The 23005-nt window shown below is 62.4% G+C and carries 21 protein-coding genes and 2 pseudogenes; 9 read left to right on the top strand and 14 right to left on the bottom strand.

Annotation, left to right across the window (positions count from 1 at the left end; genetic code table 11):
* Nucleotides 1–766: 766 nt before the first annotated feature.
* The 5 genes from ACNFCJ_RS14200 to dksA all read right to left on the bottom strand — a co-directional run bounded on the left by ACNFCJ_RS14200 (nt 767) and on the right by dksA (nt 6891).
* The gene (locus ACNFCJ_RS14200; RefSeq protein ID WP_416771972.1) at nt 767–2200 is read right to left on the bottom strand and encodes a sigma-54-dependent transcriptional regulator; all 1434 of its coding nucleotides are present in this window, start codon (nt 2198–2200) and stop codon (nt 767–769) included.
* A gap of 52 nt (nt 2201–2252) precedes the next feature.
* Nucleotides 2253–5207 (bottom strand): sensor histidine kinase, encoded by a 2955-nt coding sequence (locus tag ACNFCJ_RS14195; protein ID WP_416771971.1) that lies wholly within the window; start codon nt 5205–5207, stop codon nt 2253–2255.
* Nucleotides 5191–5367 carry a hypothetical protein gene (locus ACNFCJ_RS14190; protein WP_003244646.1) on the bottom strand — a complete coding sequence of 59 codons (177 nt, stop codon included), beginning with the start codon at nt 5365–5367 and terminating at the stop codon, nt 5191–5193. Before ACNFCJ_RS14190 ends, ACNFCJ_RS14195 begins: the two co-directional genes overlap by 17 nt.
* A 142-nt stretch (nt 5368–5509) precedes the next feature.
* On the bottom strand, nt 5510–6394 hold the full coding sequence (gluQRS, locus tag ACNFCJ_RS14185) for a tRNA glutamyl-Q(34) synthetase GluQRS (RefSeq protein WP_416771969.1): 885 nt from the start codon (nt 6392–6394) through the stop codon (nt 5510–5512).
* Between the two features lie 50 nt (nt 6395–6444).
* A complete protein-coding gene (dksA, locus tag ACNFCJ_RS14180) occupies nt 6445–6891 on the bottom strand; it encodes an RNA polymerase-binding protein DksA (RefSeq protein ID WP_099526079.1) in 447 nt (148 codons plus the stop codon).
* Between the two features lie 258 nt (nt 6892–7149).
* On the opposite strand from dksA, the gene ACNFCJ_RS14175 reads away from it, so the two are divergent.
* The gene (locus ACNFCJ_RS14175) at nt 7150–8331 is read left to right on the top strand and encodes a pyridoxal phosphate-dependent aminotransferase (protein WP_416771967.1); all 1182 of its coding nucleotides are present in this window, start codon (nt 7150–7152) and stop codon (nt 8329–8331) included.
* Nucleotides 8321–9028 carry a DNA/RNA nuclease SfsA gene (sfsA, locus tag ACNFCJ_RS14170; RefSeq protein WP_416771965.1) on the top strand — a complete coding sequence of 236 codons (708 nt, stop codon included), beginning with the start codon at nt 8321–8323 and terminating at the stop codon, nt 9026–9028. The genes ACNFCJ_RS14175 and sfsA overlap by 11 nt, the downstream gene beginning before the upstream one ends.
* 3 nt (nt 9029–9031) lie before the next feature.
* Here sfsA and ACNFCJ_RS14165 read toward each other — a convergent pair whose 3' ends face one another.
* Nucleotides 9032–9349: a Rieske (2Fe-2S) protein gene (locus tag ACNFCJ_RS14165; protein ID WP_416771963.1), complete on the bottom strand. Its 318-nt coding sequence runs from the start codon at nt 9347–9349 to the stop codon at nt 9032–9034.
* A 72-nt stretch (nt 9350–9421) separates the two neighbouring features.
* A complete protein-coding gene (locus tag ACNFCJ_RS14160; protein WP_416771962.1) occupies nt 9422–11632 on the bottom strand; it encodes a TonB-dependent hemoglobin/transferrin/lactoferrin family receptor in 2211 nt (736 codons plus the stop codon).
* A 192-nt stretch (nt 11633–11824) separates the two neighbouring features.
* Between ACNFCJ_RS14160 and ACNFCJ_RS14155 the strand changes: the two genes are divergently transcribed.
* The 7 genes and pseudogenes from ACNFCJ_RS14155 to ACNFCJ_RS14125 form a co-directional block, all read left to right on the top strand.
* Nucleotides 11825–12889: a hemin-degrading factor gene (locus ACNFCJ_RS14155; RefSeq protein WP_416771960.1), complete on the top strand. Its 1065-nt coding sequence runs from the start codon at nt 11825–11827 to the stop codon at nt 12887–12889.
* A 55-nt stretch (nt 12890–12944) separates the two neighbouring features.
* Nucleotides 12945–13841: a heme/hemin ABC transporter substrate-binding protein gene (locus tag ACNFCJ_RS14150; protein ID WP_416771959.1), complete on the top strand. Its 897-nt coding sequence runs from the start codon at nt 12945–12947 to the stop codon at nt 13839–13841.
* A 50-nt stretch (nt 13842–13891) separates the two neighbouring features.
* The gene (locus ACNFCJ_RS14145) at nt 13892–14872 is read left to right on the top strand and encodes a FecCD family ABC transporter permease (protein ID WP_416772009.1); all 981 of its coding nucleotides are present in this window, start codon (nt 13892–13894) and stop codon (nt 14870–14872) included.
* 5 nt (nt 14873–14877) lie between these two features.
* Nucleotides 14878–15645: a heme ABC transporter ATP-binding protein gene (locus ACNFCJ_RS14140; RefSeq protein ID WP_416771958.1), complete on the top strand. Its 768-nt coding sequence runs from the start codon at nt 14878–14880 to the stop codon at nt 15643–15645.
* A gap of 15 nt (nt 15646–15660) precedes the next feature.
* Nucleotides 15661–16545, top strand: a complete 885-nt coding sequence (locus tag ACNFCJ_RS14135) for a ChaN family lipoprotein (RefSeq protein ID WP_416771957.1) — start codon at nt 15661–15663, stop codon at nt 16543–16545.
* 61 nt (nt 16546–16606) lie between these two features.
* Nucleotides 16607–17014 (top strand): nuclear transport factor 2 family protein, encoded by a 408-nt coding sequence (locus ACNFCJ_RS14130; RefSeq protein ID WP_416771956.1) that lies wholly within the window; start codon nt 16607–16609, stop codon nt 17012–17014.
* Between the two features lie 114 nt (nt 17015–17128).
* A pseudogene (locus tag ACNFCJ_RS14125) lies at nt 17129–17776 on the top strand (DDE-type integrase/transposase/recombinase); the annotation flags it as partial.
* Between the two features lie 64 nt (nt 17777–17840).
* Here the strand turns inward: ACNFCJ_RS14125 and ACNFCJ_RS14120 are convergent.
* From ACNFCJ_RS14120 to aadA1, 7 genes and pseudogenes are all read right to left on the bottom strand, one after another.
* Nucleotides 17841–18260, bottom strand: a complete 420-nt coding sequence (locus ACNFCJ_RS14120; protein ID WP_162531552.1) for a hypothetical protein — start codon at nt 18258–18260, stop codon at nt 17841–17843.
* A complete protein-coding gene (locus ACNFCJ_RS14115) occupies nt 18226–18480 on the bottom strand; it encodes a hypothetical protein (RefSeq protein ID WP_125835115.1) in 255 nt (84 codons plus the stop codon). The genes ACNFCJ_RS14120 and ACNFCJ_RS14115 overlap by 35 nt, the downstream gene beginning before the upstream one ends.
* Before the next feature lie 10 nt (nt 18481–18490).
* Nucleotides 18491–19417, bottom strand: a complete 927-nt coding sequence (locus tag ACNFCJ_RS14110) for a hypothetical protein (RefSeq protein ID WP_120349545.1) — start codon at nt 19415–19417, stop codon at nt 18491–18493.
* 575 nt (nt 19418–19992) lie between these two features.
* On the bottom strand, nt 19993–20757 hold the full coding sequence (locus tag ACNFCJ_RS14105; protein ID WP_001389365.1) for an IS6-like element IS6100 family transposase: 765 nt from the start codon (nt 20755–20757) through the stop codon (nt 19993–19995).
* A 61-nt stretch (nt 20758–20818) separates the two neighbouring features.
* Entirely contained in the window at nt 20819–21658 is an 840-nt protein-coding gene (gene sul1 / locus ACNFCJ_RS14100; protein WP_000259031.1) for a sulfonamide-resistant dihydropteroate synthase Sul1, read from the bottom strand.
* The gene (locus ACNFCJ_RS14095; RefSeq protein WP_000679427.1) at nt 21652–21999 is read right to left on the bottom strand and encodes a quaternary ammonium compound efflux SMR transporter QacE delta 1; all 348 of its coding nucleotides are present in this window, start codon (nt 21997–21999) and stop codon (nt 21652–21654) included. Before ACNFCJ_RS14095 ends, sul1 begins: the two co-directional genes overlap by 7 nt.
* A 116-nt stretch (nt 22000–22115) precedes the next feature.
* A pseudogene (gene aadA1, locus ACNFCJ_RS14090) lies at nt 22116–22954 on the bottom strand (ANT(3'')-Ia family aminoglycoside nucleotidyltransferase AadA1).
* Nucleotides 22955–23005: the final 51 nt, after the last annotated feature.

Raw genomic sequence — 23005 nt, 5'->3', positions numbered from 1 at the left:
ATGCACTGTTTGGAGTAGTGGTCGGCCTGCTGCGCATGCGCTTGAAAATCGAATTGCGTGGGCATCACGGCGTTAAAAGCAGTTTGCTTTGGCAAGGTTTTTCAACTGCATGCGAAACGATGACCGCATGATTGCTGCGGATTCTAGCATCGTGTAGGGAGAAGGTGTGTAGAAGGGCGGCAGGCGGGGATCTGAGGACCGGAAGCTACTGGGGGAGCTGAAGCTCCCCCCCAAAATTGGTGCGTGCTCTGTTTTTATTGTTATTGAGGGCCTGTTGTTTTTGTTGTTCGGCCCTTCCCGGCTCGCCGTGGCTTACCGGGCGCTCCCTAGAGTGGGGAGCCAATAGCAAACGGATTTCTTTGGACGCTGATGCTGCCTTAATCAACCAGTTCTGGCGCTGCCTCAGGGCAGTTTTATTGTTCTCTACCTGGTCGCTGGGGCGAACCCCTTACGGCAACTCCTCTCCAAAAGAATCAGTTAGCTGCGCCTCCGTACCTTGTTGTTCTTGTTGTTCTGGAGTCGTTACGTCTTGTTCTTATTGTGTAGGGCATTGCTTGTTATTGTTGTTGTGCCAGAGATAAAGCAGATGCCGTGCCAGTTTTCGTGATTCCTTGTAAATCAAGGGCTTGCGGCAGGTTGGGGTTGTCGGTGGGGTAGAAAAAAGCCGGGTTTTCGTTACCGTTAGACCCGGCCTTTGTTACGAGATATTGAAACGGTAACAACCTGTGAGCCCGTGTGTGGGGCGGTTGTCACCGCAGGGGTGACGTCAAGGGCCGCTGGTCACGCCGGATTTGCGACGTGGAATGCCGAGGCGCTGGCGGCGCTCCCACAGGCATTTGCGACTGATGCCCAGCTTGCGCGCCAGCTCGGTCTCGGTCATGTGATCCTGGTGCTCGAGGACGAAGTGCTGGAAGTAATCCTCCAGTGACAGGTCCTCGGTCGGCTCGTGACTGTTGCCACTGCTCTGCCCGGCCACTGCTGGCAGGCCGAAGTCCTCGTCATCCAGATCGTCCAGCTCGATATCGATGCCCAGCAGGTCGGCGGAAATTTCCGCACCCTCGCAGAGAATCACTGCGCGCTCGATGGCGTTTTCCAGTTCGCGCACGTTACCCGGCCATGGGTAGTGGCGGATCGCTTGCTCGGCATCATGGGCGAAACGCAACGGCTCGCGGCCCATGCGGGTGTACTGGCGCACCAGGAATGCCTGGGCGATCTCGATCACGTCGCTACCGCGCTCGCGCAGCGCCGGCAGCTTGAGGGCGATGACGTGCAGGCGGTAATAGAGGTCTTCACGGAATTGGCCGGTCTTGGCCAGGGTCTTCAGGTCGCGGTGAGTGGCGGCGATCAGGCGCACGTCCACTTTCTGTGACTGCACCGAGCCGACCCGGCGAATCTCGCCTTCCTGCAGCACGCGCAGCAGGCGCGCCTGGGCTTCCAGCGGCAGTTCGCCAATCTCATCGAGGAACAGCGTGCCACCGTCGGCCGCTTCCACCAGACCAGCACGCCCGGCGCTGGCGCCGGTGAAGGCGCCTTTTTCGTGGCCGAACAGTTCGGACTCGATCAGGGTTTCCGGAATGGCCGCGCAGTTCACCGAAATCAGCGGCGCCTTGGCACGCCTGGAGAGGTTGTGCAGGGCGCGTGCGACCAACTCCTTGCCGGTACCGGACTCGCCCTGCACCAGCACATTGGAGTCGGTGGGCGCGACCTTGCGAATCTTGCTGTAGAGCTCCTGCATGGCTGCGCAGGAGCCGATGATGCCGATCTCGCCGTTGGCGTTGTCCACTGCCTTCTCGGCAGCGTTACCGCGGGTGTTGCTGGCGGTGGTCGGCGCCGGTGCGCTCTTGGCTTCCTGGCGGTCGCGGAGGATGCGGGCGACGGCCTGGAGCATCTCGTCGTGGTCGAAGGGCTTGGCGATGTAATCGACCGCGCCCATCTTCATCGAGTCCACCGCCGAGCGCAGGCTGGCGTAGCTGGTCATGATCAGCACCGGCGTGCCTTCGGCCAGCTTGATCAGTTCGGTACCCGGCGCGCCAGGCAGGCGCAGGTCGCTGACGATCAGGTCGAAGGTGGGAATGCTGTAGCGCTCCTGGGCTTCCTGTACCGAGCCGGCTTCGCTGACCTGGTACTGATTGCGTTCGAGCAGGCGGCGCAAGGCAGAGCGGATAATGGTTTCGTCTTCGACGATAAGAATATGTGGCATTAATTCGATCTCTCGACGGTCACGGTGGCGCCAATGGCACCTCTGTCGCTGTTTACATCGCTACGGACGTCGCCTCGACATGTCTCGGCAGGGTGACCCGAATTCGAGTGCCCAGTTGGCGCTCGGGGTCGGCCGGGCTGTCGATTGTTATCTGTCCATAATGCTCTTCCACGATCGAATAGACCAGCGCGAGGCCCAGGCCGGTCCCCTCGCCGGGGTCCTTGGTGGTGAAGAAAGGCTCGAACAGGCGGTCGATGATCGCCTTGGGAATGCCGCTGCCTTCGTCCTCGACGATCAGGTCGACGGTATGTTCGCTGGCCTCGCTGCGCACGCGGATGGCACCGCCGGGGGGCGAGGCGTCACGGGCGTTGGACAGCAGGTTGATCAGTACCTGGGCCAGGCGCTGCGGGTCGCCACAGGCCCAGTGCTGCGGATCGCACAGGTTGTAGAACTGGATGTCGAAGTTGCGTTTGTTCAGCGACAGCAGGCCGATGGCATCCTGCGCCACGTCAGCCAGGCATACCGGTTCGTCGCTGCGCTGGTGGCTGCCGGAGTGGGCGAAGCTCATCAGCGACTGGACGATGCGTGACACGCGTTTGGTCTGTTCGAGGATCTGCCCGCTGATTTCGGTCAGCTCGCCGTCGTTTTCGCGTTCTTCGCGTAGGTTCTGCGCCAGGCAGGCGATGCCGGTGATCGGGTTGCCGATTTCGTGGGCGACCCCGGCGGCGAGGCGGCCGATGCTGGCCAGGCGCTCGGAGTGCACCAGCTTGTCTTCGAGCATCTGGGTTTCGGTCTGATCCTCGACCAGCAGCACCAGGCCACTGTTACCGGGCGCCAGTGGCTCGTTGATGGCTGCCTTGTGCAGGTTCAGCCAGCGAATCTGCCCGTCGAGTGCCAGATGCTGTTTGTGCAGGTGCTGGTCCGGGCGTTCGATGAAGTCCTGCAGCAGGCTCTGCCAGGGTTCGGCCAGGGTACTCAGGCGCGAACCGACGATGCGCTGGGCGGGGATGTCGGTGAGCTCTTCCATGGCTCGGTTCCACATCAGGATTTCCTGGTCCTTGGCCAGCGAGCAGACGCCCATCGGCAATTCCTGCAAGGTCTGGCGGTGATAGCGACGCAGGGCGTCGAGCTCGGCGGCCAGGCCGGTGAGGCGCGACTGGTAATCCTCCAGGCGGCTTTCGATGAAGTGGATGTCCTCGGTGACATAGCCTTCGGTGCCGGACTTGTAGGGCAGGAAGGTTTCGACGATGTCCTGCGCCACGCTTGGCCCCATCAGGCCGGACAGGTTGGCCTCAATGCGGTCGCGCAGGCGGCGCAGGGCGTAGGGGCGGCTTTCGTCGAATGGCAGGTGCAGGTCGCGCAGGGCCTGTTCCACTTCGCGTTGCGCAGTCTTGGCGCCGAGCGGCTTGGCCAGTTGTGCGGCAAAGTCCTGCGGTGACACGGCGACCAGCTCGCGCCTTTGCGGGCGGCGCACGTTGTCCACCGCGCAGGCTTCGGCGGCGCTCTTCTCCTCCGGGCTGGCCTCGGTGAACAGCGACACCAGGGTGAACATCAGCACGTTGGCCGCCAGTGAGGCGATGGCCGCCAGGTGCCAGCTGGCATCGTCGAGCACATAGATGACGTTGAACAGCGGCAGGTAGAAACCTTCCAGATTGCCCAGCAGCGGCAGCAGCATGGTCAGTGCCCAGACGCTGATGCCGGCCAGCAGGCCGGCGAGGAAACCGCGGCGATTGGCCGTCTGCCAATACAGCACCGACAGTACGCCGGGCAGGAACTGCAAGGTGGCGACGAAGGCGACGATGCCCAGGTTGGCCAGATCCTGTTGGGCGCCGAGCAGCAGGTAGAAGCCATAGCCGGCCATGATGATGGCCACGATCAGCGCGCGCCGCGTCCACTTCAGCCAGCGGTAGATGTTGCCTTCGGCTGGCGGCTGGTACAGCGGCAGCACCAGGTGATTCAGCGCCATGCCGGACAGCGCCAGGGTCGAGACGATGATCAGGCCGCTGGAGGCTGACAGGCCGCCGACATAGGCGAGCAGGGCCAGGGTTTCGCTGTTGACCGCGATACCCAGGCCCAGGGTGAAGTATTCGGGGTTGGTGGTCGCCCCGAGCTTGAGGCCGGCCCAGAGAATCAGTGGCACGGCCAGGCTCATCAGCAGCAGGAACAGTGGCAGGCCCCAGCTGGCGCTGACCATGGCGCGCGGGTTGAGGTTCTCGGTGAAAGTCATGTGGTACATGTGCGGCATGACGATGGCCGAGGCGAAGAACACCAGCAGCAGGGTGCGCCATGGGCCTTCCTGCAGCGGCGTATGCAGCGTGGCCAGCGCCGCCTGGTTCTGCACCAGCCATAGCTCAAGCTCACGTGGGCCGCCGAACACCTGATACAGCGCGTACCAGCCGATCACGCCGAGGGCGACCAGCTTGACCAGCGACTCGAAGGCGATGGCGAACACCAGGCCCTCGTGCTTCTCGCGCGTGGCGATATGGCGCGCGCCGAACAGAATGGTGAACAGGATGATCAGGCCGCAGTAGCTCAGCGCGACCTTTTCCTGCAGCGGCTCGCGGCTGAGGATGCCGATGGAGTCGGCCACCGCCTGAATCTGCAGGGCCAACAGCGGCAGCACACCGATCAGCATGAACAGGGTCGTCAGTGCGCCGGCCCAGGTGCTGCGAAAACGGAAGGCGAACAGATCGGCCAGCGATGACAGCTGGTAGGTGCGGGTGATGCGCAGGATCGGGTAGAGCAGCACGGGTGCCAGCAGAAAGGCCCCGGACACCCCAAGATAGCTGGCGAGGAAGCCGTAACCGTACTGGTAGGCCAGGCCGACCGTGCCGTAGAAGGCCCAGGCACTCGCGTACACGCCCAGCGACAGGGTGTAGGTCAGCGGGTGGCGGATGATCCAGCGTGGGATAAGACCGTGTTCACTGACCCAGGCGACGCCGAACAGCACCAGCAGATAGCCGGCGCTGATCAGGATCAGTTCGCTCAGGCTAAAGCTCGTCAGCATCGCGTTGGCTCTGAAGGATGAAGGTAACGACGATCAGGATCAGCCACAGCAGATAAGGCCGATACCAGGCGCCATTGGGGTCGATCCACCAGTCCATGATGGCCGGTGAGAACAGGTAGATCCCCACTACCAGGATCAGAACCAGTCGGTAGATATACATGTGACATCTCGTCGAAAGATGCCGAGATGGTAAAGGAAGCTGCGCGCTTCAAGCCACAAACTTGAGGCTTGCCGTAGGGTGCGCTGTGCGCACCGGGACCGTACAAGGTTCGCTTGGTGGTCAACAGTGCGCGCGGCGCGCGCTATCTCAATTGCGTTTCGGCCAGGGTGCGGCTGCGCGGAATGCGTGTGGCGTCCCAGTTGGCGATGCCCCAGGCCAGCAGCTCGGCAGATGCCGCGCCTTGCAATTCGGCGGGTGGTTGTTGCCCCAGCGCGCGCAGGGCGCGTAGTAGCAGAGGCCCGGCCTGATCGGCGGGCAGGGGCGGCGAGCGGTAGCTCTTGCCCAGCTTGTGGCCGTCCGGCTGGATGATCAGCGGCACGTGCAGGTAGCGTGGCTGCGGCAGTCCGAGCAGCTCCTGCAGGTAGAGCTGGCGAGGGGTGGAGTCGAGTAGGTCGGCTCCGCGTACCACGTCGGTCACCCCCTGCCAGGCATCGTCCAACACCACGGCGAGCTGATAGGCGAACAATCCATCACGCCGTCGGATCACGAAGTCGCCCACTTCACGGCCCAACTGCTGGCGAAATTCGCCCTGCACCCGGTCGATGAAGTGATAGTCCAGCTCTGGCACGCGCAGGCGGATGGCCGCGTCGTGGTCAGGGTGGCAGGCATTACGGCAGAACCCCGGGTAAATGCCGGCGTGGCCTTCGAGCTGCTTGCGCGAGCAGATGCAGGCGTAGGCCAGGCCCTGGCTGAATAGCCGGGCGATCACCGCTGTGTATTCGGCGTGGCGCTCGCTCTGGCGTACCAACTCGCCGTCCCACTCGAAACCGTAGGTTTCCAGTGTGCGCAGGATCGCATCCTGGGCGCCAGGCACTTCTCGTGGCGGGTCGAGGTCCTCCATGCGCAGCAGCCAGCGACCGCCAACGGCGCGGGCATCGAGGTAGGAGGCGAGAGCGGCGACCAGCGAGCCGAAGTGCAGATAGCCGCTGGGCGTGGGGGCGAAGCGCCCGATATAGGCTGTGTTCATGGAGCTAGGGCCAGAAACAGAGCGGGGCGCCTAAGCGCCCCGTTGTCAGATCAGGAACCGACCTGCTTTTCCTTGATTTCCGCCAGGGTCTTGCAGTCGATGCACAGCGTGGCGGTCGGGCGGGCTTCGAGGCGGCGAATGCCGATCTCTACACCGCAGGAGTCGCACCAGCCGTAATCGTTGTCTTCGATCAGCTGCAGGGTTTCATCGATCTTCTTGATCAGCTTACGCTCGCGGTCACGGGCACGCAGTTCCAGGCTGAATTCTTCTTCCTGGCTGGCGCGGTCGGCCGGATCCGGGAAGTTGGCCGCTTCGTCCTGCATGTGGTGCACGGTACGGTCGACTTCCTGCATCAGCTCCAGCTTCCACTTATTGAGGATGCCGGTGAAGTGAGCGCGCATCGGCTCGCTCATGTATTCCTCGCCCTTCTTCTCCGGATAAGGCTCGAAACCACGAATCAGCTGGCTGGTGCTTTTGGCTTTTTCTTTTGTGGGCATGGATGACGCCTCTCACTCTTTCAAATCCATCGCGCAGGTTATTCCATTGCCAGGCGTTTGTCCGGCCCTGCGACTGCAAGCCGGCGAACTTACCAGATCAAATCGGGGCGCGCTACTCCCGGTTGTCTCTGCCTTGTCCGGGGTGTGAGCGAAATCCGCAAGGGACTGCTTTGCAAGCGTAGCGGCGCTTTGGCGCCCTTGCCGTGGCCTTGAGCTGCCCTGCTAGAATCCGCGCCTCGCAACCCTGAAGACAGACCCATGGCTCAGCTCTACAGCGCGCGCAGTCGCGCCATCGAACCCTTCCACGTGATGGCCTTGCTGGCACGTGCCAATGAACTGCAGGCGGCCGGCCACGACGTCATCCACTTGGAGATCGGCGAGCCGGACTTCACAACCGCCGAGCCGATCATCCGTGCCGGTCAGGCCGCGTTGGCCGCCGGGCACACGCGCTACACTGCGGCCCGCGGCCTGCCGCAGCTGCGTGAAGCCATCGCCGGCTTCTACGCCGAGCGCTACCGGCTGAGTATCGATCCGCAGCGCATTCTGGTTACACCGGGCGGCTCCGGTGCACTGCTGCTGGCCGCCAGCCTGTTGGTCGACCCGGGCAAGCACTGGTTGCTGGCCGACCCGGGCTACCCGTGCAATCGCCATTTCCTGCGCCTGGTCGAAGGCGCTGCGCAGCTGGTGCCGGTCGGCCCGGACGTGCGTTACCAGCTGACTCCGCAACTGGTGGAGCGGCACTGGGATACCGACAGCGTCGGCGCCCTGGTCGCCTCGCCGGCCAATCCGACTGGAACGCTACTGCACAAGGATGAGCTGGCGGCGCTGTCGACCTGCCTCAAGCAGCGTGGCGGTCATCTGGTGGTGGACGAGATCTACCATGGCCTGACCTACGGCTGCGATGCGCCGAGCGTGCTGGAAGTGGACGACGATGCCTTTGTCCTCAATAGTTTCTCCAAATATTTCGGCATGACCGGCTGGCGCCTGGGTTGGCTGGTGGCGCCTGAAGCGGCGGTGCCTGAGCTGGAGAAGCTGGCGCAGAATCTCTATATCAGTGCGCCGAGCATGGCCCAGCATGCCGCGCTGGCCTGCTTCGAACCGGCCACGCTGGCGATCCTCGAAGAGCGGCGCCATGAATTTCAGCGTCGTCGCGACTACCTGCTGCCGGTGTTGCGCGAGCTGGGCTTTGGTATCGCCGTGGAGCCTGAAGGTGCCTTCTATTTATATGCAGACATCAGCGCCTTCGGTGGCGACGCCTTCGCTTTCTGCCGGCACTTCATCGAAACCGAGCATGTGGCCTTCACCCCGGGTCTGGATTTCGGCCGTTACCAGGCTGGGCACCATGTGCGCTTCGCCTATACGCAGAACGTCGAGCGTCTGCAGCAGGCGGTCGAGCGTATCGCGCGCGGCCTGAAGAGCTGGAAGCCCGATGCGCTTTGATCCGCCGCTGGAGGAAGGGCGGCTGTTGCGCCGCTACAAGCGCTTTCTCGCCGATATCGAGACGGCCAGCGGCGAGCAGATGACCATCCACTGCGCCAACACCGGCTCGATGCTCAACTGCATGAGTGAAAGCTGTCGGGTGTGGTTCAGCCGCAGCAACGATCCCAAGCGCAAGTTGCCGGGCAGTTGGGAAATCAGCGAGACGCCGCAAGGGCGGCTGGCCTGCGTCAATACCGCGAGGGCCAATGCGCTGGTGGAGGAGGCGCTGCGTGCCGGGCTGATCACCGAGCTGGCTGGCTTTACCGCGCTCAAGCGCGAGGTGGCTTACGGGGTGGAGAACAGCCGCGCCGATTTTCGTCTGGATTACCCGGACGGGCCTGCCTTTGTCGAGGTCAAGAGCGTGACGCTGGGCTTCGATGGCAGTGATGTGGCGGCTTTTCCTGATGCAGTGACGCAGCGCGGTGCCAAGCACCTGCGCGAGCTGGCCGCGCTGGCGCGTGCCGGTGTGCGCACGGTGCAGCTGTATTGCGTGAACCTCTCCGGCATTCGCGCCGTAAGGGCGGCGGAGGAGATCGATCCTGCCTACGCGGCGGGATTGCGTGATGCCAAGGCTGCGGGGGTGGAGGTGCTGGCCTACGGCGCCGAGCTCAGCCCCGAAGGGATCACCCTGGTTCGCCGGCTGGACGTGCTGACTTGACCCCTACGCAGCGATCCAGATTCCCTCGGTATCTTCCCGACATTCCAGCATCTGCAGCGACTGCCCCTCGCAAGGCCCCGCCACGCATTCGCCGCTCTCGATGAGAAACAGCGCGCCGTGGGTGGCGCAGCGAATCAGGCTGCCGCTGTCGTCAAGGAAGCGATCCTTCTGCCACTCTAGGGCGATGCCGCGGTGCGGGCAGCGGTTGAGGTAGGCGTGGACCTGGCCGTCGCGACGTACGACCAGCAGGTTCAACTGGTCGATCACAAAGCCGAGGCTTTGACCTTCGGCCAGCTCACTTGGGGCGCATAGGCGGATCATCGCGGTCTCCGTTTCAGATGGCGCGATTATCCCGCAAGAAGGAGGAGGGCGCATCCATGCGCCAAGTGGAACTCAGAACTGCCAGGAGGCCGACACGCGGAAGGTGCGACCCGGCTCGCTGTAGTAGTCGACCGGTTGAGGCGTGGTGCGGCCGCCAATGCTGGGCACATTGAGGGCGTTCCAGTACTTCTTGTCGAACAGGTTGAACAGACCGGCCTGCAGCCGGACGCCATCCAGCGCTGCCGGTTGCCAGTAACCGGTGAGGTCGACCACGCCATAGCCGGGGGCCTTGAAGTCGCTGTCGCTCTCGACCTTGTCGCGACGGCGGGCGGCGGTCAGCATCAGGTCCGCACCATAGTGCTGCTGGGTGTAGCTGAGGCCGAGGGTGCCGGTCAGTGGGGCGACCGAATTCAGGTGCTGTTTGGTTTCGCGGTCCTTGCCCACGGCCCAGGCGACCGAGCTCCAGGCTTGCCAGGAGGGTGCGAACTGCCAGTGCGCGGTGCCTTCGGCGCCGTAGATGCGCACCTTGTCGCGGTTCTCCATCACCTCGAAGAAGGTCGGGAATTCTCCGGCCTGGAAGCCATAGTCCTCTTCGTTGGCGGTGATGCTGTCGATGAAGTTCTTGTAGCGGTTGTCGAACAGGCTGATGGAGCCGCCTAGATGCTTGTCGCCCAGGCGCGCGCCGACTTCGTAGCCGGTGCTTTCTTCGGGCTTGAGGTTGGGATTGCCGACGCGCGCGTAGCCCATGCCGGAGTTGGTGAAGGTGCTGTACAGCTCGTTGACGTCCGGTGCCTTGAAGCCTTGCGCCCACTGTGCGTAGAGGGTCGCCAGCTCGTGCGCCTGCCAGGTCAGCAGCAGGCTGCCGGACCACTTGGAATCCTTGTTTTCGGTGAGCATCACGCTGTCACCGGCCAGCACGTAACCGCTGGTGTCGCTCTTGGGTTTGTACTCGTAGCGGTCATAGCGCACGCCTGGCGTCAGGGTCAGTGTGTCGCTGAGGGCGATGTCGTCTTTCAGGTAGAGGCCATACAGGTTGCCCGGCGTCTTCGGCATCTCGGCCTGATTGGTGTGCAGGTTGATGCAGGAAAAGTAGATGCCGGCCGGCGTGCTGTCTGGGCGCGGCGGGAAGGGCGGTACCAGTACGCTGGGGCAGGCATCGTAGCCGCCGCTGTACTGCTCGGCCTCGATGCGGCTCCACTCCGCGCCAAGGGTCAGATTGTGCTGCCCCAGTTGCTTACCCAAGCTGCCGTTGATGCCGTATTGGGTTTTCTCTATCTCGTTGTTACGGCCGAACGGGCCGGCGAGGGTTCCGGCGCGAGTGGCGTCCACTTCGTCTTCGCGACGCAGCTTCTGCCAGTAGACGATGGTGTCGACCCAATCCAGCAGGCTGTCGCTGCTCTCGGCACGGTACTGGTGGTCGAAGGACAAGCGCTTGCGTTCGTTGCTCTCGCGGGTTTCATAATGCCGCGGATAGTTGGCGGTGCCCTGGTTGATGCGGCTGTCCATATCCTCGGTACGCTCGAACAGTTCGGCGGTCACACCGACGCGGTGTCCGCCGGCAAGTTTCTGTTGAACCTTGAGCAGCAGGCTGTGCTGATCGGTGTCACTGGGGTTGGCTTCGGTGCGCTGGCTGCCCGGAACATCACGGTTGCCCTGGTTATCGAGCTCGTGCCCCTTGCGCCCGCCAGCCTGGAGCAGCCAGGAGGTGTCGTTGAAGCGGCCAGCCAGCGCGGCATTGAGCCCCCAGCTGCGGTCGGCGCTGTCGTAGTCGTTCTTGATCATGCCGGCGAACTCGTCCTTGTCGCCCAGCAGGTCGTCCGGGTTCAGCGTGCGCAATTGCAGCGCTCCGCCGAGGGCGCCTGAGCCAACCTGGCTGGAGTTGGCGCCGCGCACCACGTCGATGGAGGACAGACCCTGGAAGTCGATGCTATTGAGGCCGCCATTGACGTCGCGCACGGCGTCGTTCAGCCAGGGCATGCGAATACCGTCGAGGGTGGTGAGCACGCGGTCGCGGTCCAGACCACGGATGTTGATGCTGTTGTTGCTGCGGTTGTAGTTCAGTCCCGGCTCGGCACGGCGTGACAGGTCATCGAAGCTGCGAATCTGTCGGCGTTCCAGCGTCTGGGCGTCGGTCTGGGTTGTGGTCGGCAGCGGTTGCTTGGCCGCCATTCCAGTGACCTCGACAGCGGGTAGCTCGGCCGGCGTTTCAGCCAGAGCCAGTGAAGGGCACAGCAACAGCAGCGCGAGCCAGGAGCGGCGAGCGAAGGGCGGGCGAACGTGCATGGTGATACTCCGGTGCATGCGTGGCAGCTCTGCGACTGCCTGGTTGGCGACGGCGCAAGACGTTAACCAGATTACTTATTTGATGCAAATAGTTCTCAGGTAGATTATCGTTCTCTCAAATTGCACTGCCGTGTCGGTACGCGCTCGCGTCGCCGACGGTGTTGGTAACTGCCCGTGAGAGAGGAAATCCCGATGAGTACCGCAAATAACTTGGCAGCCCCGGCTGCCGGTCTTTACCAGGCCTGGCAAAGGCTGCGTGATGAGCAACCCCGTCTGCGCGCCCGCGAAGCAGCGGCGCAGCTAGGTGTCAGCGAGGCCGAGTTGACCGCCAGCCGCCTGGGCATCGACGCGCAGCGCCTGCGCCCGGATTGGGCTGCGCTGCTGCCGGCGCTTGGCGAGCTCGGTCGGGTCATGGTGCTGACGCGTAACGAGCATTGCGTCCATGAGCGCAAGGGGTTGTACCGTGAAGTGAGCGTTGCCGCATCCGGGCAGATGGGTCTGGTGGTTTCTGCCGACATCGACCTGCGCCTGTTCCTCGGTGGTTGGGCCAGCGTGTTCGCCATCGCCGAGGAAACCGCCAAGGGCACCCAACGCAGCATCCAGGTGTTCGACCAGCAGGGCGTCGCCGTGCACAAGGTCTACCTGACCGAGCGCAGCGAGCTGGAAGCCTGGCAGCCGCTGGTCGAGCGTTTCGCCGGCGAGCAGAATGCCGAGCTGCAATTGCTGCCACCGCCAGCCGCACCAGCGCGCAAGGCCGATGCGGAGGTCGACAGCCAGGCGCTGCGTGAGGGCTGGTCGACACTGCAGGACACCCACCATTTCTTCGCCCTGCTGAAAAAGCATGAAGTCGCGCGTACCCAGGCGTTGCGCCTGGCGGGGGAACAATGGGCGCAGCCGCTGGCGACCTCCGAACTGACGGTGCTGATGGAGCAGGCCGCTGCCCGTGCAGTGCCGATCATGGTGTTCGTCGGTAACCGTCACTGCATTCAGATCCACACCGGCCCGGTGCACAACCTGCGCTGGATGGACAGCTGGTTCAACGTACTCGACCCCGACTTCAACCTGCACCTGCAGACCCGTGGTGTGGTCGAGCTGTGGCGCGTGCGCAAGCCCAGCGTCGATGGCGTGATCACTAGCCTGGAAGCCTTCGATGCCGACGGCGAGCTGGTCGTCCAGCTGTTCGGCGCACGCAAGCCTGGCATGGCCGAGCGTGATGACTGGCGTGAGCTGGCTGAGTCACTGCCGGTGCTGGCCTGATCCGTGCCGGTTCCCAGTGGGGGCCGGTCGATGTCCCGTTCGAGGAGTCGAGACCATGCGTCTTGCCAATATTCTGGGCGGCCTGGCGGCTGTCCTGCTGTTTCCCAATCTGGCGCTTGCAGAGCCATTGCCGCAGCGCTGGGTGAGTTCCGGTGGTGCCCTGAGTGAGTGGGTGGTGTTGCTGGGTGGCGAGAGCAAACTGGTGGGTGTCGATACCACCAGTCGTCATCCGGCGTCGCTGACCAAGCTGCCCAGCGTCGGTTATCAACGGCAACTGGCTGCTGAGGGCATTCTCGCCCTGCGCCCGGACCTGCTGCTGGGCAGCGAGGAGATGGGCCCGCCACCAGTGCTAGAACAACTGGCTGCAGCCGGCGTGCGTATCGAACGTCTGACGGCGCGCGCGGAGCTGGACAGCCTGCAGGCCAACCTGAAACGTCTGGGCCAGTTGCTCGGGGATGAAGCGGCAGCGCAACGCGCCTTCGCCGATTACCAGGCGCGCCTGCAGACTCAGCAGCAGTGGGTCGAGCAGGCCCAGCGCAGCCAGGAAGCGCCCGGTGTGTTGCTGTTGCTCGGGCACGCCGGTGGCAGCCCGTTGGTGGGCGGCGTCGATACGGCGGCCGACTGGCTGATCAGTCGCGCCGGTGGGCGCAACCTGGCCAGTCACAATGGCTACAAGGCGCTGTCCAGCGAAGCACTGCTGGCGCTAGACCCACAGGTCGTGGTGGTCGCTGATCGCGCCCTTGAAGGCGATGCCGCGAGGCAGGCCCTGCTGCAGCAGAACCCGGCCCTGGCCGGTACGCGTGCGGCGCGTGAGGGGCGTTTGCTGGCGCTCGACCCGACCCTGCTGGTGGGCGGTCTTGGACCGCGTGTGCCGGATGGGCTGGCGATGCTCGGCGCAGGCTTTTATCCTGCCAGCCACTCTCTGACAGCTGAAGCCAAACGCGCGCCATGACCTCACCTCTTTCGACGCGCCCATTGTTCATCGCACTGGGCCTGCTGCTCGTGCTCGCGCTGTGGCTCTCGCTGGCGCTCGGCCCGGTCAGCCTGCCGCTGGGCGACACTCTGCGTGCCGCGCTGCGTCTGCTGGGCGTGCCGCTTGCAGCTGATGCGTCGGTGCAGAAGGCGGAACTGATCCTGGTGCAGATTCGCATGCCGCGCACGCTGCTCGGGCTCGCCGTGGGCATGGTGCTAGCGCTCTGTGGTGTGGCAATGCAGGGGCTGTTTCGCAACCCTCTGGCGGACCCTGGCCTGGTCGGCGTCTCCAGCGGTGCCGCGCTGGGCGCTGCGGTGGCCATCGTTGGCGGCGCCGCGTTAGGCGGTTTGCCCGAAGCCTTCGCGCCTTATCTGCTGTCGGCCTGCGCCTTCGTTGGTGGCCTGCTGGTCACGGCGCTGGTCTACCGTCTGGGCCGGCGTGATGGGCAGACCCACGTGGCGACCATGTTGCTGGCCGGCATCGCGTTGACTGCGCTGGCGGGTGCGGCCATCGGCCTGTTCACTTACCTGGCGGACGATGCAACGTTACGTACCCTGACGTTCTGGAACCTGGGCAGTCTCAATGGCGCCAGCTACGCACGGCTCTGGCCGTTGTTGCTGGCAACGCTGGCCGTGGCGCTGTGGTTGCCGCGACGGGCACGGGCGCTGAACGCGCTGCTGCTGGGCGAGTCGGAGGCGCGCCACCTCGGTTTCGATGTGGAGCGCTTCAAACGCGAGCTGGTGTTCTGTACGGCGCTGGGTGTCGGCGCTGCGGTAGCCGCCGCCGGCCTGATCGGCTTTATCGGGCTGGTGGTTCCGCACCTGATGCGTCTGTTGGTTGGCCCCGATCATCGCTTGCTGTTACCGGCATCTGCACTGGCCGGTGCCAGCCTGCTGCTGCTGGCTGATCTGGTTGCACGCTTGGCGTTGGCACCTGCCGAGTTGCCGATCGGCATCGTCACGGCGCTGATCGGCGCTCCGTTCTTTCTTTATCTGCTGGTGCGGGGGTGAAGCTGATGCTGCAGGTCGAACGGCTGGAGGTCCGCCGCGGGCCCTGTGTGGTGCTTAGTGGCATCGATCTGCAGCTGCGCCCAGGCGAAGTACTGGGTGTGCTGGGGCCGAACGGCGCGGGCAAGAGCACCTTGCTGGCAGCGCTGACCGGCGAGTTGCCGGCCAGTGCCGGGCAGGTGACGTTGGAGCAGCGCGCGCTCGATGAATGGTCGGGGCCGGAACGTGCCCGGCGGCTTGCAGTGCTACCGCAGAGTTCGAGCCTGAATTTCGCCTTCCGCGTCGAGGAGGTGGTCGCCATGGGCCGTCTGCCTCACGACAGCGGTCGCGTGCGCGATGCGCAGATCGTCCAGGAAGCGCTGCACGCAGCTGATGCGGCGCACTTGGCCGGGCGCAGCTATCTTGCCCTGTCCGGCGGTGAGCGTCAGCGCGTGCACCTGGCGCGAGTGCTGGCGCAGCTGTGGCCGGGCGGCGAGGGGCAGATTCTGCTGCTCGACGAGCCAACCTCGATGCTCGACCCCCTGCATCAGCACACCTGCCTGCAGGCGGTTCGTCGTTTGGCTGAATCCGGTGCGGCCGTGCTGGTGATCCTCCACGACCTCAATCTGGCTGCGCGTTACTGTGATCGCCTGTTGTTGCTGGAGCAGGGCAGGGCGCATGCACTGGGTACGCCTGTCGAAGTATTGCGGGCCGAGCCGCTGCAGGCCGTTTTCGGCCTGGAGGTGCTGGTGCAGATTCACCCTGAGCGCGGCCATCCCCTGATCGTCGCACGCTGAGCCTTGGAGAGTTCGATGCGAGTGGTTCTGCTGAGTTGTCTGATGCTGCTGGCCGCCTGCCAGAGTCGATATGTGCTACCGCCCCCGGCGCCCCTCGCTCCGCTAGGCCGCGAGCACACTGACCTGGGCCGTATTGTCGATCTTGCCAGTGGGCAAACCATCAGTCCTGAGCAGTTGCTGAGTCGCCTGGCGCCGGCCCAGCGGGTGTTGGTCGGCGAGCAGCATGACAATCCCGATCACCATGCCGTGCAGCTCTGGCTGTCGCGTGAGCTATCCCGGCAACGCCCGCAGGGCAGTGTGCTGATGGAGATGCTCAATCCCGATCAGCAGAGCAGGGTCGATCAGGCCCAGGCCGCTGCACGCCCAGGGCAGGTGCCTGCAGATCCGTTCGACGCGCTGGCCTGGCAGTCGGGATGGGACTGGTCGCTGTACGGGCCGCTGGTGCTGCATCAGTTGCGTCAACCTTATCCCCTGCTCGCGGCCAATCTGGACCGTGCCGAGATCATGCAGATCTACCGCCAGCGTCCGACCTTGCAGGGCGAGCGTTCCAGCGCAGGCGAGGTGCAGGCACGTTTGCTGGCGGATATCCGCGAGTCGCATTGCGGCCTGCTGCCGGACAGCCAGTTGCCGGCGCTGCTCGCTGTGCAGCAGCAGCGCGACCGGCGCATGGCCGAGGTCCTGTTGGCCGCACCACAACCAAGCCTGCTGCTGGCTGGAGCCTTCCACGTGCGCAAGGACCTCGGCGTGCCGCTGCACCTGGATGATCTCGATGCGCAGACCGGCAATGCGGTGCTGATACTGGCCGAGGTCGGCCGTGCTGTGGACGCGTCCATGGCTGACTACGTCTGGTTCACCGCCGCGCAGCCTGCGCAGGATCACTGCGCCAAACTGCGACCCTAGCCGCCTTTCGCAGGCAGGCCGCAAGGTATCCTCGGCGCTTTGCCGTTCTGGAGCCTGCCCTATGTCCACTGACGTTCGCGACCTGCTGCAAGGTTATTTCAACGCCCTCAATGATCGGGATATTCGCGCCTGCCTGGCACGGGTCAGTGACGAGCTGATTCTGGAGCCCAATCAGGGGTTCGCCGAGCACGGGCGCGACGCCTTCGCCGCTTTTCTCGAGCGGCAACAGCATTGCTATCGCGAAACTGTCGATGCATTGGTGATTCTGGCCGAACCACAGGGGCAGCATGCTGCCTGCGAGTACCGCGTCATTGGCGAGTACCTGGCGACCGACGATGGGCTGCCGGAGGCCTGCGGGCAGCGATACGAGATACGGGTGGGCGCGTTCTTCGAAATCGGCAATGGGCTGATCACGCGCATCAGCCTGCACTTCAACCTGCCGGACTGGCTGGCACAGGTCGACGATTAAATCCGGCTAGGAGCATCGACTGCAGACAGCAGGACAGACTTTCGTCCAGGCAAAACCGGATAGGTGAACTATCGCTTGAGGAAGGGTGAACTATTGCTAGTGCTTTTGCATGCGAGGGTGGCTGAGGCCGGGCGTGACTTGGCTTTGGAGTCGACGTTCTATCGTGCCCTGCATGCGGCCGATCAGAAGCGTCGCCGTGCTCGCAGCCAGCCATCGCGCACGGTGAAGGCACCCACCACTGGCTCGCACCGCTACCAGGTCTGGTCGTGGGGTGTCATCTATCTGCCGACGGCGGTACGCGGCCAGTATTTCTACCTGTACCTGATTGAGGGCATCTACAGCCGCAAGGCCGTGGGCAGGGAGGTCCATGAACAGGAAAGCGGCGAGCTGGGCGCCCAGCTGCTGCGCAGCGTGCTCAGCGAGCAGTGCCTGCTCAGGCCGTCGGTACTGAACTCGGACAATGGTGCGCCGCTGCAGTCGGCGACCATGCTGCAGAAGATGTACGACCTGGGCGTCACACCCTCGCACAGCCGTCCGAGGGTCAGGGACTTCATCCGCTGGTACAACCACGAGCACCGGCACAGCCGCATCGGCTTCGTGACACCAGCAGAGCGTCACCGGGGCGAGAATCATGCTGTGCTGGCTCGCCGTTATGGGCTGTACCAAGAGGCCCGTAACCGAATGCCGGAGCGCTGGTCAGGTGCGACACGAAATTGGACACCCACGGGGGCGGTGGCATTCAACCCCGAACGGGAGCAGGAATCCACTGCGCCACCTCAGCCCTGTTCCCAGAAAAGCCCCAGCTCATGGCCGGGGCTTTTCTGGGTCAACCGCCCAACTTATTCAGATCCACCGTTCCATTCGCAATGTCCCGCTCGGCGCTCGCACGCTTTTCAAGGGCCACCTCCAGTTGGTTCTGCCAGCGCTTTCTGGCCTCATCGGAGATGCCATTGTGGCTCATCGCCTTAGTGATGTGCGCGATCTCCCGCCCAAGCATGGCGTCATACTTGACGTACTCCAGCGAGTGGCCATACCGGGAGAACAGCCATACGATCCCACTTGCAACCAGTGCCACAACCACGCTGCTTGCTGAGAACCAAATGCCCTGCCACTCACCGTCCACCAGCTTCGCGATGCAGGCATTACTGAAGGTGCCCAAACCACCATACCAAAACGCCATCGTACCGATCTGAGCAGCCGACTTCCCTTTCTCAGCCATGACTTCCCTCTGCAGCACGTCGATCATCAATCGCCATCAGCTTCTCAATGAGTGAGTCCGTCGCCGTGACGGTGGTCTCACGCACCTGCCCATCAGCACCCTTGACTCGGATGACAATCGTTCCTGTGCGGACGTAGCGGGCCATCAGCCAGCGCACGATTAGGCTACCCAGCTTCCAGAAGCCAGGCAGCAGAAACAGGAATGACCCGATGATCAGCAGGTTCAGAATCTGTTCCGTCTGCAGCATAACCATCACCTCAAGTCAGGCGGCGATCCTTGCCGGCAAAGTGGCGATCAACGGACTTGATTACACGCTTGTAATCAGAGCGGCTCGCACTGGAACTCTTGATCTCTTCCAGCGTCACCTCAAACAGGTCACCTTTCAAAAACGCCTGCTGCTTGCCCTGTACCTTCTTGAGAAAGGTGTCATCTGCCATCTCGACAGCGTAATCATCGTCCCCAGCTCCAATGACCGCACGCCACCCTTTGGGGCTATCGAAGTTCACCTGGGTGAAACACACAGTCGCCTTCTCGGTCTTGCTCTCCACTTCCTTCAGGCTTGCAGCGGGTACAGTGCTGTACTGATGAGCATCCTCTTCCTTGACCGCAACCAAAACCTCGGTCTTCGTCTCGTCCACTGGGTCAGTCTTCAGAACCTTGAACACCCCACCCTCAGCACCGCTGATCGGCACCTGAATGACGGCATGCAGTGCATCCCGGGTTTTCTTGTCAGTGGCCAGCCGAGCAACAGCCTTGGAGCACTCGATAACTTCGACTTGCTGCCCTTGCTCAGACTGTACCGAGATCTTTGCGGTTCCTGTCGCCTCATCGATGTCAACCTGAGTCACCTTCCGCGACCTCATCTGACGCACTACTTCCATCAGGCCGCCACCGGCTGTAGCGCCACCCGCAACGAAGCCGAGCGTTTTCAGGAGCGTCAGTGGCTCCAGGCTGGCAGCCATCAGGATGAACTCAACGACCAGCGAGCCTTCCTTCGGCGCTGCAGCTACCGAAACCTCGATCTTCGAACCCTTGCCGAGTTGGCTGTGCGCAGCGTTCAGCAGGTCATGCACGGCGAGAATCGCCTGGCCGAGGGTCTTGGCGTCCATCACATGACGGCTCAGATCGCCCTCTTTGTCGTCATAAGAAATGGAAAATGCTTCCTTGTATACTTTCTCTTCCATAGCGCGCCCGAGCCAGAAAAAATCATGGCCAGGGTCAAGGCCCCGGCCATCTCAATGTAGGCGGAATCCGCCTACCACGTCCGGCGAATCTTCCCACAACGCTCCGTTTTTGACAGCCACCATTCGGCTAGCAGTTGCTAACGGCTAACGCCCCTGCCCCATGCCCACACGTTGAAGCGAACTGAAGGTATGTATGAGGTCTGTGATGGACGGGCAGTCGTGGCCTGTAAGCAAGAAAACGGCCGTTTTCTTTACACCTTCGGCGTTACCTCAAATGTCATTTTCAGAAGACGACTGCACCAGTTGATTGGGCGTAATGGCTGTTGTGCAGCCAGCTCCTGACAGTTCAATATCAGAAGTGATCTGCACCAATCTCGACTATGCTCAATACTCGTGTGCACCAAAGCGAGGTGAGCATGGCGACGGAGGCTCTGTTGCAAAGATTGGCGGCAGTCAGAGGTAGGCTGTCGCTCTGCGCCGATCAGGCGGCTGCTGCGAAATGGTGGTTGAGCATGCCCATGGGCTCTGTTGCAAAGATTGGCGGCAGTCAGAGGTAGGCTGTCGCTCTGCGCCGATCAGGCGGCTGCTGCGAAATGGTGGTTGAGCATGCCCATGGCCTCCGTCAGCGCCGAGGGCCCAATGCCAAAAGCTCTCTCCACAAGGCGCACCTCGCCCCTGATGCCGGGCTGCAGGCACCAGGGGCGAGCCTGTCCTTTGCGCAGGGCTCGCATGACTTCGAATCCCTTGATCGTGGCATAGGCCGTGGGGATCGATTTGAAACCGCGCACCGGCTTGATCAGTATCTTGAGCTTTCCGTGATCGGCCTCGATCACGTTATTGAGATACTTCACCTGCCGGTGGGCCGTCTCCCGGTCCAGCTTTCCTTCGCGCTTCAATTCGGTGATCGCTGCACCATAGCTCGGCGCTTTGTCGGTATTGAGCGTGGCAGGCTTTTCCCAGTGCTTCAGGCCTCGCAGGGCCTTGCCCAGGAACCGCTTCGCTGCCTTGGCGCTGCGGGTCGGCGACAGGTAGAAATCGATCGTGTCGCCCCGCTTGTCGACTGCCCGGTACAGGTAGGTCCACTTGCCCCGCACCTTGACGTAGGTTTCATCCAGGCGCCAGCTCGGATCAAAGCCACGCCGCCAGAACCAGCGCAGCCGCTTCTCCATCTCCGGGGCGTAGCACTGGACCCAGCGATAGATCGTCGTATGGTCGACCGAAATGCCGCGTTCCGCCAGCATTTCCTCAAGGTCGCGATAGCTGATCGGATAGCGACAATACCAGCGCACCGCCCACAGGATCACATCACCCTGGAAATGGCGCCACTTGAAATCCGTCATCGTTCCGTCCGTCCAATCTCCGCCAAGCATGCTCAAGCTTCACGATTTTTGCAACAGAGCCCTAGGCATGATCTAACCCTCGGTCTCTGGCGTCGCGACTGCGAAATTTCGCGAGGGTTTCCGAGAAGGTGATTGCGCTTCGCAGATCTCCAGGCGCGTGGGTGCGGACGTAGTCAGCGCCATTGCCGATCGCGTGAAGTTCCGCCGCAAGGCTCGCTGGACCCAGATCCTTTACAGGAAGGCCAACGGTGGCGCCCAAGAAGGATTTCCGCGACACCGAGACCAATAGCGGAAGCCCCAACGCCGACTTCAGCTTTTGAAGGTTCGACAGCACGTGCAGCGATGTTTCCGGTGCGGGGCTCAAGAAAAATCCCATCCCCGGATCGAGGATGAGCCGGTCGGCAGCGACCCCGCTCCGTCGCAAGGCGGAAACCCGCGCCTCGAAGAACCGCACAATCTCGTCGAGCGCGTCTTCGGGTCGAAGGTGACCGGTGCGGGTGGCGATGCCATCCCGCTGCGCTGAGTGCATAACCACCAGCCTGCAGTCCGCCTCAGCAATATCGGGATAGAGCGCAGGGTCAGGAAATCCTTGGATATCGTTCAGGTAGCCCACGCCGCGCTTGAGCGCATAGCGCTGGGTTTCCGGTTGGAAGCTGTCGATTGAAACACGGTGCATCTGATCGGACAGGGCGTCTAAGAGCGGCGCAATACGTCTGATCTCATCGGCCGGCGATACAGGCCTCGCGTCCGGATGGCTGGCGGCCGGTCCGACATCCACGACGTCTGATCCGACTCGCAGCATTTCGATCGCCGCGGTGACAGCGCCGGCGGGGTCTAGCCGCCGGCTCTCATCGAAGAAGGAGTCCTCGGTGAGATTCAGAATGCCGAACACCGTCACCATGGCGTCGGCCTCCGCAGCGACTTCCACGATGGGGATCGGGCGAGCAAAAAGGCAGCAATTATGAGCCCCATACCTACAAAGCCCCACGCATCAAGCTTTTGCCCATGAAGCAACCAGGCAATGGCTGTAATTATGACGACGCCGAGTCCCGACCAGACTGCATAAGCAACACCGACAGGGATGGATTTCAGAACCAGAGAAAGAAAATAAAATGCGATGCCATAACCGATTATGACAACGGCGGAAGGGGCAAGCTTAGTAAAGCCCTCGCTAGATTTTAATGCGGATGTTGCGATTACTTCGCCAACTATTGCGATAACAAGAAAAAGCCAGCCTTTCATGATATATCTCCCAATTTGTGTAGGGCTTATTATGCACGCTTAAAAATAATAAAAGCAGACTTGACCTGATAGTTTGGCTGTGAGCAATTATGTGCTTAGTGCATCTAACGCTTGAGTTAAGCCGCGCCGCGAAGCGGCGTCGGCTTGAACGAATTGTTAGACATTATTTGCCGACTACCTTGGTGATCTCGCCTTTCACGTAGTGAACAAATTCTTCCAACTGATCTGCGCGCGAGGCCAAGCGATCTTCTTCTTGTCCAAGATAAGCCTGTCTAGCTTCAAGTATGACGGGCTGATACTGGGCCGGCAGGCGCTCCATTGCCCAGTCGGCAGCGACATCCTTCGGCGCGATTTTGCCGGTTACTGCGCTGTACCAAATGCGGGACAACGTAAGCACTACATTTCGCTCATCGCCAGCCCAGTCGGGCGGCGAGTTCCATAGCGTTAAGGTTTCATTTAGCGCCTCAAATAGATCCTGTTCAGGAACCGGATCAAAGAGTTCCTCCGCCGCTGGACCTACCAAGGCAACGCTATGTTCTCTTGCTTTTGTCAGCAAGATAGCCAGATCAATGTCGATCGTGGCTGGCTCGAAGATACCTGCAAGAATGTCATTGCGCTGCCATTCTCCAAATTGCAGTTCGCGCTTAGCTGGATAACGCCACGGAATGATGTCGTCGTGCACAACAATGGTGACTTCTACAGCGCGGAGAATCTCGCTCTCTCCAGGGGAAGCCGAAGTTTCCAAAAGGTCGTTGATCAAAGCTCGCCGCGTTGTTTCATCAAGCCTTACGGTCACCGTAACCAGCAAATCAATATCACTGTGTGGCTTCAGGCCGCCATCCACTGCGGAGCCGTACAAATGTACGGCCAGCAACGTCGGTTCGAGATGGCGCTCGATGACGCCAACTACCTCTGATAGTTGAGTCGATACTTCGGCGATCACCACTTCCCTCATGATGTTTAACGCCTGAGTTGAGGGGCTTTTGCGAAGCAGGCGCAGCCTGTG

Origin of the sequence: Pseudomonas sp. NY15364 (genome assembly GCF_048068235.1) — a bacterium.
Lineage (GTDB): Bacteria > Pseudomonadota > Gammaproteobacteria > Pseudomonadales > Pseudomonadaceae > Aquipseudomonas > Aquipseudomonas mendocina_D.
This window is presented reverse-complemented; position numbering and strand designations above follow the sequence as displayed.

Bases quoted from the DNA above. Each gene is read 5' to 3' on its own strand.
- ACNFCJ_RS14110 (WP_120349545.1), bottom strand. From the start codon at position 19,417: ATGGAAGAGAAAGTATACAAGGAAGCATTTTCCATTTCTTATGACGAC.
- ACNFCJ_RS14115 (WP_125835115.1), bottom strand. From the start codon at position 18,480: ATGCTGCAGACGGAACAGATTCTGAACCTGCTGATCATCGGGTCATTC.
- ACNFCJ_RS14130 (WP_416771956.1), top strand. From the start codon at position 16,607: ATGTCCACTGACGTTCGCGACCTGCTGCAAGGTTATTTCAACGCCCTC.
- ACNFCJ_RS14155 (WP_416771960.1), top strand. From the start codon at position 11,825: ATGAGTACCGCAAATAACTTGGCAGCCCCGGCTGCCGGTCTTTACCAG.
- ACNFCJ_RS14095 (WP_000679427.1), bottom strand. From the start codon at position 21,999: ATGAAAGGCTGGCTTTTTCTTGTTATCGCAATAGTTGGCGAAGTAATC.
- dksA (WP_099526079.1), bottom strand. From the start codon at position 6,891: ATGCCCACAAAAGAAAAAGCCAAAAGCACCAGCCAGCTGATTCGTGGT.
- ACNFCJ_RS14165 (WP_416771963.1), bottom strand. From the start codon at position 9,349: ATGATCCGCCTATGCGCCCCAAGTGAGCTGGCCGAAGGTCAAAGCCTC.
- ACNFCJ_RS14105 (WP_001389365.1), bottom strand. From the start codon at position 20,757: ATGACGGATTTCAAGTGGCGCCATTTCCAGGGTGATGTGATCCTGTGG.
- sfsA (WP_416771965.1), top strand. From the start codon at position 8,321: ATGCGCTTTGATCCGCCGCTGGAGGAAGGGCGGCTGTTGCGCCGCTAC.
- ACNFCJ_RS14120 (WP_162531552.1), bottom strand. From the start codon at position 18,260: ATGATCGACGTGCTGCAGAGGGAAGTCATGGCTGAGAAAGGGAAGTCG.
- ACNFCJ_RS14175 (WP_416771967.1), top strand. From the start codon at position 7,150: ATGGCTCAGCTCTACAGCGCGCGCAGTCGCGCCATCGAACCCTTCCAC.
- ACNFCJ_RS14200 (WP_416771972.1), bottom strand. From the start codon at position 2,200: ATGCCACATATTCTTATCGTCGAAGACGAAACCATTATCCGCTCTGCC.
- ACNFCJ_RS14160 (WP_416771962.1), bottom strand. From the start codon at position 11,632: ATGCACGTTCGCCCGCCCTTCGCTCGCCGCTCCTGGCTCGCGCTGCTG.
- ACNFCJ_RS14190 (WP_003244646.1), bottom strand. From the start codon at position 5,367: ATGTATATCTACCGACTGGTTCTGATCCTGGTAGTGGGGATCTACCTG.
- ACNFCJ_RS14150 (WP_416771959.1), top strand. From the start codon at position 12,945: ATGCGTCTTGCCAATATTCTGGGCGGCCTGGCGGCTGTCCTGCTGTTT.
- ACNFCJ_RS14135 (WP_416771957.1), top strand. From the start codon at position 15,661: ATGCGAGTGGTTCTGCTGAGTTGTCTGATGCTGCTGGCCGCCTGCCAG.
- ACNFCJ_RS14195 (WP_416771971.1), bottom strand. From the start codon at position 5,207: ATGCTGACGAGCTTTAGCCTGAGCGAACTGATCCTGATCAGCGCCGGC.
- ACNFCJ_RS14140 (WP_416771958.1), top strand. From the start codon at position 14,878: ATGCTGCAGGTCGAACGGCTGGAGGTCCGCCGCGGGCCCTGTGTGGTG.
- gluQRS (WP_416771969.1), bottom strand. From the start codon at position 6,394: ATGAACACAGCCTATATCGGGCGCTTCGCCCCCACGCCCAGCGGCTAT.
- sul1 (WP_000259031.1), bottom strand. From the start codon at position 21,658: ATGGTGACGGTGTTCGGCATTCTGAATCTCACCGAGGACTCCTTCTTC.